This is a genomic window from Paenibacillus vandeheii (genome assembly GCF_030433635.1).
Lineage (GTDB): Bacteria > Bacillota > Bacilli > Paenibacillales > Paenibacillaceae > Paenibacillus > Paenibacillus vandeheii.
Window position 1 is genome coordinate 358,433 of record NZ_JAROCD010000007.1, and the last position, 16,285, is coordinate 374,717.

At 48.0% G+C, this 16,285-nt stretch carries 14 protein-coding genes and 1 riboswitch; of the genes, 6 read left to right on the forward strand and 8 right to left on the reverse strand.

Going from position 1 to position 16,285, the window contains the following annotated elements; translation table 11 throughout:
• The first annotated feature begins 71 nt into the window (after positions 1-71).
• From folE to P5G61_RS16335, 4 genes are all read left to right on the forward strand, one after another.
• Entirely contained in the window at positions 72-665 is a 594-nt protein-coding gene (folE, locus tag P5G61_RS16320) for a GTP cyclohydrolase I FolE (RefSeq protein WP_024633001.1), read from the forward strand.
• Between the two features lie 258 nt (positions 666-923).
• The gene (locus tag P5G61_RS16325) at positions 924-1,778 is read left to right on the forward strand and encodes a lipoate--protein ligase family protein (protein WP_301247490.1); all 855 of its coding nucleotides are present in this window, start codon (positions 924-926) and stop codon (positions 1,776-1,778) included.
• A 70-nt stretch (positions 1,779-1,848) separates the two neighbouring features.
• Positions 1,849-2,073, forward strand: coding sequence for a hypothetical protein (locus tag P5G61_RS16330; protein ID WP_024633003.1), 225 nt, complete (start codon positions 1,849-1,851; stop codon positions 2,071-2,073).
• 267 nt (positions 2,074-2,340) lie between these two features.
• A complete protein-coding gene (locus tag P5G61_RS16335) occupies positions 2,341-5,946 on the forward strand; it encodes an S-layer homology domain-containing protein (protein ID WP_301247491.1) in 3,606 nt (1,201 codons plus the stop codon).
• 136 nt (positions 5,947-6,082) lie between these two features.
• Here P5G61_RS16335 and P5G61_RS16340 read toward each other — a convergent pair whose 3' ends face one another.
• Entirely contained in the window at positions 6,083-7,405 is a 1,323-nt protein-coding gene (locus P5G61_RS16340) for a Fe-Mn family superoxide dismutase (protein ID WP_301247492.1), read from the reverse strand.
• A gap of 199 nt (positions 7,406-7,604) precedes the next feature.
• A complete protein-coding gene (locus P5G61_RS16345; RefSeq protein WP_301247493.1) occupies positions 7,605-8,633 on the reverse strand; it encodes an alpha/beta hydrolase in 1,029 nt (342 codons plus the stop codon).
• 359 nt (positions 8,634-8,992) lie between these two features.
• On the opposite strand from P5G61_RS16345, the gene P5G61_RS16350 reads away from it, so the two are divergent.
• Positions 8,993-9,736, forward strand: a complete 744-nt coding sequence (locus P5G61_RS16350) for an IclR family transcriptional regulator (protein WP_301247494.1) — start codon at positions 8,993-8,995, stop codon at positions 9,734-9,736.
• Between the two features lie 119 nt (positions 9,737-9,855).
• A riboswitch (TPP riboswitch) is annotated at positions 9,856-9,969 on the forward strand.
• Positions 9,970-10,336: 367 nt separating this feature from the next.
• Positions 10,337-12,121 carry a phosphomethylpyrimidine synthase ThiC gene (thiC, locus tag P5G61_RS16355; RefSeq protein ID WP_301247551.1) on the forward strand — a complete coding sequence of 595 codons (1,785 nt, stop codon included), beginning with the start codon at positions 10,337-10,339 and terminating at the stop codon, positions 12,119-12,121.
• Between the two features lie 182 nt (positions 12,122-12,303).
• Here thiC and P5G61_RS31935 read toward each other — a convergent pair whose 3' ends face one another.
• The 6 genes from P5G61_RS31935 to P5G61_RS16380 all read right to left on the reverse strand — a co-directional run bounded on the left by P5G61_RS31935 (position 12,304) and on the right by P5G61_RS16380 (position 16,212).
• The gene (locus tag P5G61_RS31935) at positions 12,304-12,387 is read right to left on the reverse strand and encodes a putative holin-like toxin (RefSeq protein ID WP_363325748.1); all 84 of its coding nucleotides are present in this window, start codon (positions 12,385-12,387) and stop codon (positions 12,304-12,306) included.
• Positions 12,388-12,754: 367 nt separating this feature from the next.
• On the reverse strand, positions 12,755-12,967 hold the full coding sequence (locus tag P5G61_RS16360; RefSeq protein WP_301247495.1) for a hypothetical protein: 213 nt from the start codon (positions 12,965-12,967) through the stop codon (positions 12,755-12,757).
• A 6-nt stretch (positions 12,968-12,973) separates the two neighbouring features.
• Positions 12,974-13,444 (reverse strand): hypothetical protein, encoded by a 471-nt coding sequence (locus P5G61_RS16365; protein ID WP_301247496.1) that lies wholly within the window; start codon positions 13,442-13,444, stop codon positions 12,974-12,976.
• Between the two features lie 214 nt (positions 13,445-13,658).
• Positions 13,659-13,826 carry a hypothetical protein gene (locus tag P5G61_RS16370; RefSeq protein WP_179132768.1) on the reverse strand — a complete coding sequence of 56 codons (168 nt, stop codon included), beginning with the start codon at positions 13,824-13,826 and terminating at the stop codon, positions 13,659-13,661.
• A 544-nt stretch (positions 13,827-14,370) separates the two neighbouring features.
• Positions 14,371-15,189, reverse strand: coding sequence for a zinc ribbon domain-containing protein (locus P5G61_RS16375; RefSeq protein ID WP_301247497.1), 819 nt, complete (start codon positions 15,187-15,189; stop codon positions 14,371-14,373).
• Between the two features lie 72 nt (positions 15,190-15,261).
• Entirely contained in the window at positions 15,262-16,212 is a 951-nt protein-coding gene (locus P5G61_RS16380; RefSeq protein WP_301247498.1) for a helix-turn-helix transcriptional regulator, read from the reverse strand.
• Between the last annotated feature and the right edge of the window lie 73 nt (positions 16,213-16,285).

The window sequence follows — 16,285 nt, forward strand, 5'->3', positions numbered from 1 at the left end:
GAATCGAATTATGCATAATGCTGAAGTGAATGACTGCTTACAGCATGTGGTTCGAAAGGAGGCGTTCGGCAGTGGCTGGCGTTAAAGATTATTTGAATTCAAAAGTATCCGACAATCGGGAGAAGATCGAGTATCACGTTGAGCAGATCCTGAAATTGATCGGTGAGGATAGTACGCGTGAAGGGCTGCTGGAAACGCCTGCACGCGTAACCCGGATGTATGAAGAGATTTTTGGCGGGTATGAAGTGGACCCGCGCGATGTACTTGGGGTTACGTTTGACGAGAATCATGAAGAACTGGTCATAGTGAAGGACATTGTCTATTACAGCCAATGTGAACACCATATGGCGCCTTTCTTCGGCAAGGTGCACATTGGATATGTACCGAGCGGCAAGATTGTGGGACTGAGCAAAATGGCCCGTCTGGTGGAGGCGGTTACCCGCCGCCTGCAGGTTCAGGAGCGCATTACCTCACAGATTGCTGATATTCTGACTGAAGCGGTAGAGCCGAATGGTGTCATGGTCGTGGTGGAAGGCGAGCACTTGTGCATGTGTTCCCGCGGCGTGAAGAAGCCTGGCAGCAAGACGGTGACGTCTGCTGTACGTGGTTCTTTCCGTGACAATCCGGCACAGCGTGCCGAGTTCCTGTCGCTGGTGAAAGATTAAGATTGGCTTGTTCCACTTGCTGGACAAGCCGGAAGCATTTAAATCCTTTGGCGCCATCATGTTGGTTACGTTCGGCAATTTGGCTGGATCTGAAATGGAAGAATGATGCTTGTGCCAATGGAAGCTTTCATAAATGAGCCGTGTTCCCTGGGGAACCGGCTTATTTATATATTACTTTTGCATTCACACAAGAGGATACATAAGGATCACGCAATTACTTTAATTCATCCAGATTAGTTTAGTCGGAGGCTATCTTATATGAGTGTACCGTCCAATTCAGATCATCCCGGATCGCCGGGAGCAGAGCAGCAGATACAGCTGAATCATTCCTTGCGTCTACAGATTTGGGAGACCCCGCTGCTGCGGCACGGGAGCAGTGTGCTTGAAGCATTTGCCTGGGAAGAAGTCATGTGCCGCCGAGTGGGTGAAGGTCAGTTGCCTGTTGCTCACATTTGGCGACATCCAGATGCCTTTGTAGCGGGACTGCGAGACAGGAGGTTGCCACAGGCCGTAGAAGCCATGGAACGCATGAGAAGCCAAGGCACAGCGGTCTGTGTTCGTCCATCCGGTGGTGCAGCAGTTCCCCTGAATCCAGGGGTGGTTAACGTGTCTTTAATTTTGCCTAACCCGGGACGTGCCATTAATATTCACGACGATTTCCGGGAGATGGCCTCATTGATCGCTGAATCGCTAACCCCATGGTCGAGTCAGGCACGTACGGGGGAGATCGAGGGTGCTTTCTGTCCTGGCGATTATGATGTCAGTGTGGGTGGACTGAAATTCTGTGGTATTGCCCAGCGCAGACAGGCCAAGGCTTATATTATTACTGCCTTTATCATCGTGGAGGGACAAGGAGATCAACTGGCAGCAGATGTGCGTCAGTTCTATCAGGACGCAGCAGACGGTGCCAACGAAGGGTATCCAGATGTTCGGCCCGGAACGATGGCCAGTTTGCAGGAGCTGGCAGGTGTCCCTTCTGCTGCGGCGTATACCGCTTCGCTGGTACGCACACTGCGTCAGCGTTTTCCCCTGGCGGAGACAAGCCGAGTGTTGACCGTGGATCAGGAAGCTGTCAGACGGACGGCTGAGCAGATGAAGCTGCGTTATGATTAGGTTCAGAAGCTTGGACTTGGAATTGGGTAATAGAGATGATATGATGTGATTTCGGAAGGAGAGTGTCTACATGGAAACATTAAGATATACGTATTTATATGAGGTCATTTCCACAGGCGAAAAGTCTGAGTTCAGTCAAATGGCAACAAGCAAAGAAGAAGCAGCTGCTCTGATCATTGCACGTATCGCTGATCTTGAATTTACAGGTGAGGAAGATATCAAGCTGGGCGATCTGATCGCGATTAGCAAACAGGTTGGCGACAATTATGTTGCCTGTGAGGGTTGCGCCTCTTAAGGTAAACGCTCTGTATAGTGGGCCTCAAATGATAAGCAAGTCTCTAGTATAGAGGCTTGCTTTTTTTTATCTGCATTTGGATTATTCGATTCAGGCGCGCCCCGCTGAACAACAATTGCACGGGAAGAAACATGCTCATTTGAAAGTTTTTTGCGAAAATGCGAGAAAAGGCATGTTTTCACGAAAAATGCCGATAAATGTTCAGAATCCGTTCAGAGCTGATAGGTATAATCTTCCTACAACAGATAGAGAAGGGAAGATTCGAACATGCGAAAAAAGGATCACCAGAAGCGCTCCAGGCTCCTGAGACGAATAGGGATTGTGATACTAACATTCCTTATGGTCTTCGGCATGCTGCCAGTCGTATTTCAACAAGGTGTCGTACAGGCCAAGAGTTGCTATGACCTGACGGAAAAGGATTCTGATGATGTTGAGTGGAAGCTCATTAGTACGCCTGAAGAACTAGCTTGTGTGAGAGAAGATTTAAACGGTAATTACAAGCTGAAGAATGATATTACTGAAGCAGTGATGAGTACGTATTTGAATGGGGGATCTTGGTCACCGATTGCCGATGAAGTAGAAGGTGAACGTATACCTTTTACAGGCAAGTTCGATGGGAATGGTTACTCGATTTCCGGTTTGAAAACGACGGATGAGAATCAGAACGATGTGGGGCTGTTCTCTGTATTACAAGGTGCTGAGGTTAAAAATCTTATATTAAACGATGTCTCTATAAAAGGAAATGTGATCGTAGGCGGACTTGCCGGACGGAGTATAGAGTCGCGCATTGAAGGGGTCCACATCAGTGGAAATATACAAGGGAATATGAGAGTAGGCGGTATTTCAGGTTTATCGGACGAAAGTGAATATATAAATAACAGCACTAATGTCGCGGTAATCGCCTTAGGTGAGGATGGCGACTCACTCGGGGGACTTGTTGGAGAAAGTAATAAAAGCACGTTCATTGCAAATGCTGCTGAGGGTACAGTGAGTGGTTATGAGGCTATAGGTGGACTAATCGGAGAGTCGAATGATAATTTCATTCGTCAGAGCTACGCTTCAGGACAGGTGACGGGTAACTACCAGGTAGGCGGCTTGATTGGCCAACTTAATTATGAACTTGGCCAAACCGTTGCGGATAACTATGTGGTTGGTTCAGTGAGATCTAATGCTACAGGGTATAATGATTTTTCTGCTGAAGCCATTGGCGGACTGATTGGTGAAGTGAAAAAAAATGGAGAAACAGCCTCCGCAAAAATCAATATTCAAAATAATTATATGGCTGCGTCTATGGATATCACTGTTCCTGATCATTCATCATCACCGATTGATGAACAGACCATTGGGTCAGTCATAGGTTCTTTTGATGATCCAGAAGGTGAAGTAAGCTTGTCCAGTAATTATTATGATTTGAACAAAAGTAATACTAGCCAGCAGAGCAATTCGATCTACGCATTGGGAGTTCTTACCGAACAGATGAAACAACAATCCAATTACAGCGGATGGGATTTCGATGAAGTTTGGACACTTCGACAAGGCATCAATGATGGGTATCCGATATTGCGTTCATCCAAGCTTATGAATGCACCGACTCCACCACTGCCCGATCCTACAATAGGTTATCTGTATCCATATCCTATGTACGGAACAGTTACTCAGTCCACATCTAAAGTTACGGTGAAGCTTAATGAAGCTGGTAGATTTTATTATGACAATCAATTGTTTGATCAGGAAATCGTAGGACAGTCGGAAGAAGATACTAAATTACATGCCTTAGCTAATCTATCTTATGTTGATCTAGAAGCTAATGAAGAAAAATCGTTCTTGTTCACAGGATTGGACGAGAACACTTGGTACCGAGTGTTCCTGGCGGTAGAAGATAAGAATGGTCAGCTCAAGAACATGGGAGATCGGGGATATTCAACACTTGCAAACTCAACTCCTCTTCCAAAAAACTTAGTGGCTACACCTGGTGATGGTCAGGTTGCCATTGAATGGACTACAGAGCCAGAATTAGATTATCGCGTGTATATGTACCAAGGAACAGCAGCGCCTGAGGATCCCGATCTGTGGACAGATGTGACGGACAGTTACAGTGATGGACATATCAGTGATCTGACAAATGGGCAGTCCTATATATTTGCAGTTAGATCGTATACTTCCGATGAAGAAAATTCAGATTATGTTGCATCTAACGTTGTGATCCCGAGTCCAGACCCAGACCCGAACTTTCCTGTACCACAGCATGTAGTGGCAACAAAAGGTGAGAAAAAGGTTACGTTAACTTGGGATCCAATCATGAACGGATTAGCTTCGGTCTATATGTACGAAGGTTCATCAGCACCAGTAGACCCTTCACAATGGGTACTTGTTACTTCTAATATTTTGAATAGTAGTTGGGAAATTAATGATCTTAGAGAAGGCGGAAAATATATTTTCGCTGTTAGAGCTGTATATGAAGATGGCGTATCCGAATATGGAATTTCTAATTCAGTGAAGATTAACATAACTCCATCCAATCCAGAAACGCCAGGTAATGGGGGAAGTGGGGGAGTTATTACTCCTACTCCTGTAACGCCAACAACTCCACCAACTCCACAGAGAGAAGTTATCAAAGTAAATGTGGAGAATGGAGATCAGGCTTCAACCATAGCTTCCTTGGAGATTAATCGTACTCGAGGAACAGATGGTACGGTTAAGGATGAACTTCTTCTTGATCAGAGCAAAACGCAAACCATTATCGACCAGTTGAAACAGACAGGCTCCCGCACAGCGGTTGTCTTGATTCCAGACGCAAAAGATGAAGTATCACAGTGGGATCTGAAGCTCTCTCCACAATCGTCAGCAATGCTGGCTGAGCAAGGAGTGGATCTGGTTATTTCCAATCCTAATGTGAAGATTACCATTCCGGCGAGTTCCTTAAACGGACGCACAGATGATATTTATTTCCGTCTTGTACCGGTGAAGAAGGAATCCCAACGTTTAGAGATCCAAACGAGAGCACAGGCGAATGAGTCGATCATCCAATTCGTAGGCACAACAGATATCCAGATCATTGGACGTCCAATGACGATCGAAACGAATCTACAGAGCAGACCTGTTACGCTCATATTGCCTTTAGATGCTAATCAGGTTGCAGGTGTGAAGTCTGAGGAGCTAGGTGTATATATTGAGCATAGTGATGGAACGAAGGAGCTTGTTCACGGCAAACGGGTTACCCTAAACGGTGACAATCAGCAAGGCGTCGAGATTGAAGTAAACAAATTCAGTACATTCTCCATTGTTAAGGTCAAAGGCTGGACAGACAACACCTTGAAAGCACAACCTTATATTCAGGGGTATACGGATGGCAGCTTCCGACCAGAGCGTAATGTAACTCGTGCGGAAATGGCAACATTAATCACGCGTATTCTGGGAACATCTACTCTTGAGGGAAGTCATGAATTTACAGATGTTACATCCAGCCACTGGGCACAGGCGGCTATATCAGCAGCAGCCCAATCCGGTTCTGTTCAAGGCTATACAGATGGCAGCTTTAAGCCGGATCAAGCGATTACCCGCGCGGAAATGGCTGTCGTGTTACAGCCGTTATTAACATCTAATCAGATGACTACTGCGCCGACAGCATTTACCGATGTGAACGAGCATTGGGCGCAACAAGCAGTAGAACAATTAAGTTCGGCGGGAGTAGTTACCGGATACAAGGATGGCACGTTCCGTCCAAGTCAGCCGATAACCCGCGCTGAAGCTGTTACAATGCTGAATAAGCTGATTGGACTTCAAGCTGAAACGAATGCGGCAGGACAGTGGTCGGATGTACCTGCCACACATTGGGCTTCTGAAGCGATTGAGGCAGCTTCTATCCGCAAGTAAATAGTTGTATTCAAACTCAAAGAGATATCTTTCAGTCATTCGGCTGGAGATATCTCTTTTTTTACATCAACATATTGCACGATAGATTCAATGCGCTCCAGAGTACTCCCCCGATGCTATGCTTAGCCCGAGAATCCTAATAAGGCGGCCATAACAGCTTGCGTGCAGTTTCGTAACGTTCGGCCACAGCTGGCCAGTACACAACCTTCCACCAGTCCTCGATATATTTTTTGCGTTCATTCTGATGTTTCAGATAGTAGGCGTGTTCCCATACATCAAGCGGCAGGAGAGGCACAATGTCGGACTGGGATAAGTTCTGGTGTTTCTCCGCCTGCAAAATTTCCAATCTGTGTGCCCGTGGGCTCCAGACCAGCATGGACCAGCCGCTGCCTTCCACTTTGTTCGCGGCTTCGGTGAATTGATTCTTGAACGCTTCATAGCTGCCGAAATCCCGCTTGATCTGTTCAGCGAGCATGCCGGAAGGCTTGCCTCCACCTTTGGGATTCATGATCGTCCAGAAGATCGTATGCAGGTAATGGCCTGCACCATTAAACGCGAGTTCTCGTTCCCAATGTTTGACGAGTTCGAAATTATTCTTTTTCCGCGATTCTGCCAGCTTTTTCTCCGCGGTGTTCAGTCCGTCGACGTAGGATTGATGGTGCTTGTCATGATGTATGCGCATGGTCATCTCGTCAATATGTGGCTCCAGCGCATTGTAGGCATAAGGTAAGGGTGGCAATGTGTGTCCGCCAATAGGCACAGGTTTCTCCTTGACCCCCGCTGCGTTAGAGTTGGGTGTGCCCTCTTCGTTTGCATTGGGAGACTGAACAGCAGCTGAAGACTGCGCCTGTACGGATGGATGGGGGGTGTTGACTTTTCCCGCAGCCGAAGACGGATTTTCTACAGCTTCACGATGGGACTGTCCAGACACGGACGTGGAGGCAACGTGTAGGTTGGGATCAGCCGGTTGCCCCGAGGTTTGAAGAATATGTTCCAGTGAAAAAGTAGAATCAGACACCGAATCTCGCATAGCTCCATGTTGTTTCAGCGTTTCAAGTACCCCCAGGAAATACTCGGATTCGCGAATGAAATGCAGAATAACCATTTTGGCAAGCGGGACAGACTGAACAGCAGTGCTTTGCTCCAACAGGACATATAGCTGTCTAATGAACTCTCGCGATTGTGCGCAGGCTTCAGCCACGAGCTGTTCAATACAGCGGATGATGTAGGGGGCAGGAGGCTGGGTTCCCGGCAGTACTTGCTTCAACAACTGATTCGCGACTCTTTCGCTGTTCTCAAAGATGGCTTCCCATTCCGCAAGCCATTGGACATATGAGGGTTCAAGATCAGGAATCAATGCACGGATGATAATCGTATGTTCCTTTTCTTGCTCTTTCCAGAAACGAACTTCTTCAAGTACCCGCAGAGGCAGCAGATGTCCATATCCATACCAATTCATAAGTGGTAAACCTCCGTTCAAATGAATTAAAATCTAGATCCAGCAGCAGAAATGAAATTGGACCCCCCGGTTCGCTCAATTTTGTAATACACAAGCTAGAGCTGTCTTTAATTACGTCCCAAGAGTATATTCTCCCGGCATGTTGTCCTATGTGTACATAAAAAAAAGAGCCCCTAAGGGCTCTTGAATTACCGAATCATCACGATTCTCCATTATTGGTATTATCCACATCATCGCTGCTCGTCTTTGTCACATGACTCAGGAATGTAGAGACGCGGCGCAGGTACTCCTTCGGATGCTCCCGGAAGATCAGCTCATGATGCGCACCATCCACAATCCATTCATCGGAATACGGATTGGTCTGGTTGGCAGCGAGCAGCTCCGCAATCGGGTAAGGAGCTTTCTCATCCTCGGTACCATGGATGAAGAAAATAGGGAACGGATAATCTTCCTTTTTCACTTCCTGATACGGAATCTGCTGCAATCCGGTCCCGTTCAGAATTGGGAACAGCAGATTCATAATCTGCAGCGTAGGCTGACGCGGCAGATCAATCTGATTATGGATGTTATGGTACAGTGTATCCGGCTCAAGCAGGAACGTGCTGTCCAGAATCATCGCATCCACATCTTTGGTAATCAGCCCAGTCTGGAGGGCTGTACCTGCACCCATGGAGAAGCCCCATACAACAAGCTCCTGAGCTCCGCGCTGCTTCGCAAACTGGATTGCGCCAAGCAGCTGCTGGGATTCGGCTTTGCCGCCTGTGGCGACGGCTTTGTTCACCTGTGAAGCGAAGCCGTAATCGAACATGACCACATTGAAGCCGAGTTGGTGAGCATAATGGGCCAGGTCATACATCGGTACCCAGGTTTCTTCACGATTTGCACCATATCCATGGCTGAATATGATGGTTTTATTTGCATTATCGTCAGCCGGGATATACCAACCCTGCATCGTTCGACTGCCGTCTGCTGCTGGAAACGTGATGTCTTGATACTTCATGTTCTTGGCCTGCATGGGATTAGAGAAGACAGGCGCTACCGTTGGATTGGATAATACCCAAGCAATATAACCGTGTAGTGCAATGAAACAAAAGAGCAGAAAAAATACAACGGAGAGCAGCAACGCCACGACAATATGTTTGAACCGGATCAGCCTCGGTGATAACGAAGAAGGCAGATCTGACACTTTCGTTTGCAGCGGGGCTTCGCTCTGGGATGTCGGATACATGATTGCCCCTCCTTTAAAAAATCAAATGAAGATAACAACGAGACGAACAGAGCGGATAAATGATTGTACTGACTACGTATGAAGCAAAATCTTAATTTAATATATCTTTATCGTATGTTCCAATATAGTCAAAGTCAATTGATTGGAGCCATTTGTTACGCAATTGTTATATAGTTCTGAAGATATATGGTTAACATTTCCTGAGGGTGCAAATTGCAGGGGATTTATATTTATAAAAAGAAAATATTTACAATTATCCCTATTCCAATTGGCGCTTTTTAGTTTACAGATGAGACCGTTTCTCATATAATTTATGTAACCAAGTTTCATGTGATGAAACATGAGGAGGGCAATATGCCATGGAAGACCGAAAGTTAACCGTCCGGGCTGTAGAACGGGCGCTGGATATATTATTGTGTTTTACAACGCGCAGTGATCTGGGACTCACTGAAATTGCCACTCAGATCGGTCTGCATAAAAGTACAGTCCATCGTCTGATGGCTACTTTGGAGGAGAAAGGGTTCGTGATCCGGGATGCAGCAACCGAGAAGTATCGACTCGGCATACGCATCTGGGAGCTGTCTGCCCACATGTCTCGCAGTGATGATCCGGCCATTCTGCTCCTTCCTGCGATGGAGCGGCTGAGAGATCGACTGGGCGAAACCGTGAGCTTGTATCTGCGTGATGGCAGTGAGCGGATTCGGATTCAAGCCGTGCAGAGTGATCAGGCGATTCGCCGGGTGGCACCGGTTGGGGTCAGACTTCCGTTGTCTGTAGGGGCATCCAGCAAGGTGCTCATGGCGTTTGCAACCGAAGAGGACCGGGAAGAGCTGATGAACGGACCGGAGTGGCCGGTGTTTATTGATCCCAAAGTATACTTGGCACAGATGATGGATATTGTGGAGAACGGTTACGCCACAAGTTATGAGGAGCGTGAGCCGGGAGCTGCGGCAGTATCTGTACCTATCATGGATCGAAGAGGCAACATCGCTGCTGCCCTGTCGGTATCCGGGCCTGTCAGTCGTCTCTCACAGGAGACGTTGCATGAATATGCACCTGTGTTGAAGGAAGCGGCCACCCAGATGGGGCTTATGTTATCCTGATTTTATTTTCTTGAATATAAAGGTTGTTTTTATGATTCGGTTGCGCTACTCTGTAATGGACGGCCCAACGGGGCCAGCATAATTGAATATGCATTTGCGGCTTAGATGCTGCAACTTGTTAACGTTACTGGGGGAGTCCGAATTGTCCGGACTGAGACGGAATCGCATGAGATTCCGGACCCTTTGCACCTGATCTGGATCATACCAGCGTAGGGAAGTAATCGGCGATACGACCACGAACACCACATGATGTGGCCTATGGATGGGCTCCGCTATGGAGCCTTTATAAGGTGCGTTATTGGTGATGGACATAAGCCGGTTCCCTTGGGAACCGGCTTTTTTTATACAGTAAACAGGCGGAAGAAGCTGCCAGAACTGCTTTTGGGCAAAGTACCCGGGAGCATCTGCCAAGCTTCTGGGATAGAGTTCATTTGCATTGACTGCCTACGTATTACTAAATGTGATGTCCCTGCTTTCTGTCGTATGGTCGCTCTTTCTTTATCTATGTTGTGGATGATTCGGGACAAGTGCGCAAGCATTTTAATCCAGACGATCACCAATGAGGAGGAGACAAGAGCGATGAGTAAAGGGAACAGAACGATGGGACAGGACGAGCAGGATCAGCAGTTGGCAAAGGAAAAAGGGACAACAGGACGGGTTCAGCCCTTCCCGGGCAGCCGCAAAGTTTACATTTATGGCTCTCGACCGGACATTGCTGTACCGGAGCGTGAAATTGCCCTTCATGACACGAATACTCCCCAAGGAGTGGAGCATAACGAACCGCTGCGTGTCTACGATACGAGCGGGCCGATGACCGATCCCGGATTTCATGCCGATATCCGGGCGGGTCTGCCAGCGCTGCGTACACGCTGGATTACGGAGCGTGAAGATGTTGAAGCTTACCGGGGACGGACGGTAAAGCCGGAAGATAACGGTCTGAAGCCAGGAGGGAAGCGAGCTGGAGCCGAGGAGTATCCAGGGTTGCGTGGTCAACCCTTGCGAGGAATAGCTGGGCGCAGCGTGACCCAGATGCATTATGCACGACAGGGAATCATCACACCGGAAATGGAGTTCGCCGCCATTCGTGAAAGCGTGGAGCCGGAGTTTGTGCGACAGGAGCTGGCGAGTGGCAGGGCGATCCTTCCGTCGAACATCAATCACCCGGAGAGCGAGCCGATGCTGATCGGGCGTCATTTTCATGTGAAGATTAATGCGAACATCGGAAACTCTGCCGTATCGTCCTCTATCGAGGAAGAGGTGGAGAAGATGACCTGGGCGGTACGCTGGGGGTCGGATACGGTGATGGATCTTTCCACAGGCAAGGACATTCATACGACTCGGGAATGGATCATTCGCAATTCTCCGGTACCGATCGGAACGGTGCCGCTCTATCAGGCGCTGGAGAAGGTCAATGGTGAAGCCGAAGCACTGACCTGGGAGTTGTATCGTGACACACTCATTGAGCAGGCAGAGCAGGGCGTGGATTACTTTACGATCCATGCAGGCGTGCTGCTGCGTTATATCCCGATGACCGCCAAACGCATGACGGGCATTGTGTCACGGGGCGGGTCTATTATGGCGGCATGGTGCCTTGCGCATCATCAGGAGAATTTTCTGTATACCCATTTTGAAGAAATCTGTGAGATTATGAAAAGGTATGACGTGGCGTTCTCTCTTGGAGACGGGCTGCGCCCAGGAAGCATCTACGATGCCAATGATGAAGCCCAGATGGCGGAACTGGCTACGCTTGGTGAACTGACGCAAATCGCCTGGAAGCATGATGTGCAGGTGATGATCGAAGGTCCGGGACATGTGCCGATGCACAAGATCAAGGAGAATGTCGATCTGCAAATGGAGATTTGCAAAGAAGCGCCGTTCTATACGTTGGGACCGTTGACGACCGATATTGCACCGGGATATGACCATATTACCTCAGCAATTGGAGCAGCGATGATCGGCTGGTTCGGTACGTCGATGCTCTGTTATGTTACGCCAAAAGAACATCTGGGCCTACCCAATAAGGATGACGTGCGGGAAGGGGTTATCGCCTACAAGATCGCTGCACATGCTGCCGATCTGGCGAAAGGTCATCCGCGTGCCCAGCGACGGGACGATGCGCTGTCCAAAGCACGGTTCGAGTTCCGCTGGCGGGATCAGTTCAACCTGTCGCTGGATCCGGAACGGGCGCTATCATATCACGATGAGACACTCCCGGCTGAAGGGGCCAAGGAGGCCCATTTTTGCTCCATGTGTGGGCCTAAATTCTGCAGCATGCGCATTACGCAGGATATTCGTGCTTTTGCCGCGGACAAAGGATTGTCCGAGAATGAGGCCCTGGCTGCTGGCATGCAGGAAAAGGCTGAGGAATACCGAACACGCTCCTAAGCGTTGTTACAACGCAATCTGGGCAGCCTGATATGGTGAAAAGCCGTTCCTCTCCGTGATCGTGGAGAAGAGCGGCTTTAACCCGGTATGTGGTGTGCACACTTAATCTAAGAGGACAAGAAGTACGAAACAACCTATTTAGTTCAGACGAAGTGACCCGTCAGGCCGTCAACCTGTGCGGGTCACTTCTTTTTACGGTCTATGTATGTGAGGAGCGCAATAATTAACATTGTGAACATGATTACGTCGTTGAAAGAGTAGCTCAGCCCCTAACGAACCGAGCACACGCTATTTGCCGTAATTTCCACAGGTCTGCGATTTAACGAATCATAGAGACGTTATTTCTTGAAATGCATGTCCTGCTGTACTGAAATCGCATGTCTGGACCCCAATAGCGTGGCTGAGATTCGTTAAACTTAGCAGATCACGATAATTCTGATAATAAGACGCGCTGGGTTCGTTAGAGCCTTTGCTCCAATCTAGAGCAAGAGAACTTCTGGAACAAGTTCTTCAGATGAGATGTCGCATCACTGATTCATCTTTGGCGTGACGTTACCGATATAAGCAGTCTGGAAAATCACTTTCAAATATCGACGCACCGCTCAAAAAACACTTACCGCTCACCGCTCAACATTAACGCCGAACTATGCTCAACTTCTTCTCCAAATAAGTCGAAAGCGATGCCAGCGGGCTAAAGATCAACATGCCGGTAGCTGCTGTAACTCGTGCTGCTGCGGGAGCCATGGACAGTTGAGCAGCTACTAACGTGCTTCCCGGGGACTGCTCAGCAATCTGCTGCAATCCAGCACTCACTTCCGCAAGATAACCTTCCTTATCGCCTCGCATAATTAACTAGAATGTACCCGGGATCAATACCGCTTCAGCTTCTACAGTGTCAATCCCGTTTCGCTGTCCATTCTCATCATCCTGCTGCAAAGCCTGATTCACCCGTGCCAGCGTTCCTTCAACTGTTGCAGGGTTGGTAAACGCCAATATGTATTTCCCCGGTACTCGTTTCATTTCCTGAAGTAATGGATCATCGATGCCAATCACCGGGACGGGAATATGTTGTGCCTCCTGCTCAAGTACGGCCGCAAACAGGGTACAGGTGACGAGTATGGTATCTGCGTGACAGTGTGCGATCCATTGCAGCGTTTGGGATACTTTCTCATGCGTCATTGCCTCTGTGAAATCAGCATCATGTTTGAGGCGATCCAGACCCGGATCGACATAGTGTACGAGTTCAACCTCATAAGGAGCGAGTGCTTCTTCAATCAATGCAATGTTGGAATAGTGAGCGTGAAAACAGCCGATAGTCATCATCATATTTGCCCCCTGAAATGGATGTTGATTCAATAAAGTGTCGCAGATGTTTAACCCATTATAGAGGTTTATAGGGATGTAACAATAGACTGTACATAAGTAAAATACTGAGGTAATAACATTTAGCGGGAAAACGCGAATAACCGTTCATCTACAACTTCGCAGAAGAACGGTGCAGCCACGCAAGCGATTCTCATTTTGCTTATCATTTCATTTATCGCAAGGAAGGAGAAGCGTTCTTTTTAGCCATTTTTTGCTGTAAAATTTCATGAAAGGATAGACCTTGAGTGTTCTCATTCTCCTTTTTAGGAGCAACGGTCGCCGTGTTGCGCGGATATTGGTGGTGGTACGGGATCATTTGCTGAATAGGCATGCGGATCATCTTGGTTCCTCCTTAAATGCATTTTCGAATATGCATATGTGATTAATAAATAGGTTATGTATTCCGACTGGTTATCGTCCCTGTTACGCAAATAGGTATATGTGACTTGTTAGAAGAAATAGGCAACTTAAGGTGTAATTCCAATTGGGTTGTAGTGATTTTACCCCGTATTCAGGAGATGTAAACGTTTTTAAGGAAATTCAGGAGGAAAGGACCGCATATGTGAGGTTTCGTATGGGAGGATAGAAGCTGTTGTTAAGTGAATAGACCCAGTTTTGGGAATGCCAATGGTGTCGAAATTAAGACCTATTATCTGGTTGAATAGGTACGACGCAAGCTAGCTAACTTGGTACCATGGTCGGTTGTCGGGTGCATATTAGAGCATTTTTCGAAAGGCAGATAAACGGAGTACACCAAAAAGCCGCCAGGAAAACCTGGCAGCCTAACAGCATTTTGCATAAATCTGGGATTGAATTTCAATCGGTAAGATACCGATCGAAACGGTCTAATTTGGATCAAGAAATGAACATGATCACTTTTCTACTTATTTTTCGTGGTGAACAGCAATATACAGGTCCACTTGTACGTTCTCAGGATCGAGACTCCGCTCATCATACAATTCGAAATCTCCGGTAAACGTGCGTTCCCCCTGATTTTTCCAGGACCACACCGCACCCCAGGCTTCACCCACGACTTCGGCCATCGGTCCCTTTCTGGAGGTGAACACTGCATAAGTTGCAGGGGGCAAATCAACGGAATCCACCCCCTCAGGCAACGATTCATCCGAGCCCACCTCATGACCCACCAGTATGGTATATTCTCCATGTATGCCATCCGTATAGTCTGCGTAACAGCCATAGCGGGCCGCTTCAGGGGCTGGCTGATAGTCTGAGGCGAAGTAGCTGTTCCAGAGTCCCTGAATACAGCCTGTGCCACTAATTTCAATGGCATTGGTTGTTCTGGCGGACATACCCGCAAGGCGCTTTCCTGGCAGCGTGACATATTTCACGGGTTGGGCAGATAGGGAGTTATTGTCATCTACCTGACCGGGATGAACAGATTTAGCTGAATGTTCTGCCGAAAATGCCGCGTTCCGTTCAGAGGCAGACGTACTCCATCTTTTCAAAAAAGGAAGTTGGTTGCGCAGCATTGACTTTGCTGATTCTTCATCCATACCTTCCTGATTCAGGATGGCGGTGCACATTTCAATCATACCTTCAAGCGTAATATCGGGTTGCTCAAACTTGCCTTCTTTATAACAATAGATACAGTATTCGCGGGTTGTAGTACCATCCGTTTCTGTTCCGAATTGGGCAGGCGTAGTGAGTGGCATTCCACAGCTCTGGCATACGGTGACGTTCATAATCAATTCCTCCTCGTTATGTACAGCTTGAATATAATAGAAGTATAACGGGAGGAACTGGACACCTGTCTGTCAGGTTCGAGGCGGGGCATTATAATTTTGCGCAATTTGTTCAGCAATTCTACGAATCTCTTCCCGAATATGCAGAGGCTCCAGCACTTCGACATCGGCGCCAAACCCAAGAATGAACCCGTACAGCCAGTTGTCCTCCGGAAATGCGACCTGGCTCATATAATACCCCTCACCATCCGGCATGACGTTCTCTATGCCAAACCATTCCTCCGCAATGTGACGGATACGAGCATGGAATCTCAGGCTCAGGGCCACCTTGTTATCTGGAGTTGCCCACTCTTGCAGCCAAGGCCTGTCCTGCAGGTTAATCGGCTTGCGTTCGAAGTTTCCTTGGGCAAGAGCGACGTCTCGCATGCGGACCAGCTTAAACATACGGAACTCGTTGCGTTCGTGACAGAACGCATAGAGGTACCAGGAATGCTTTTTGAGCACAAGGGTATGCGGATCGGTCGTTCTATGGGTCTGGGTACCTTCGGCACTGCAATAGGTAAAGGTTATGGGCCGCAGTTGATCCATGCCCTGTTCAATGAGCTGGAGCTTGATTTGCAGCGCTTCGGGATGGGTCCACATGGAATAATCCACAATAAAGCGGCTGGTATTGGCCTGGAAATCTTCATTTTTGGCTTCAGGCACGATACTGCTGAGCTTCTCCATCAACAGGTCTCGTGCCACATTCGTATGGGAGGTGGAGACACTGCGCAGCGCAGTGACAATGGAGGCCAGATCTTTGTCGGTCAGCACATTTCGGTCAAGCCGGTAACCTTCTGCAAGGCCAATACCACCGCTTGCACCCTGATAGGTGACGACAGGGATACCCGCCTGACCCAGCGTGTCTATATCCCGGTAGATGGTACGAATGGACACCTCAAACGTATCCGCCAAATCCTTGGCCTGCACCCGGCCACGATTGATCAACAGCACAACAATGGCTAATAAACGATCCAGTTTCATATATTGGATTCCCTTCAATCATTTATAAGTTGGATTCAGATATGTTATATTGTTGAGCATCACATATAGGAGT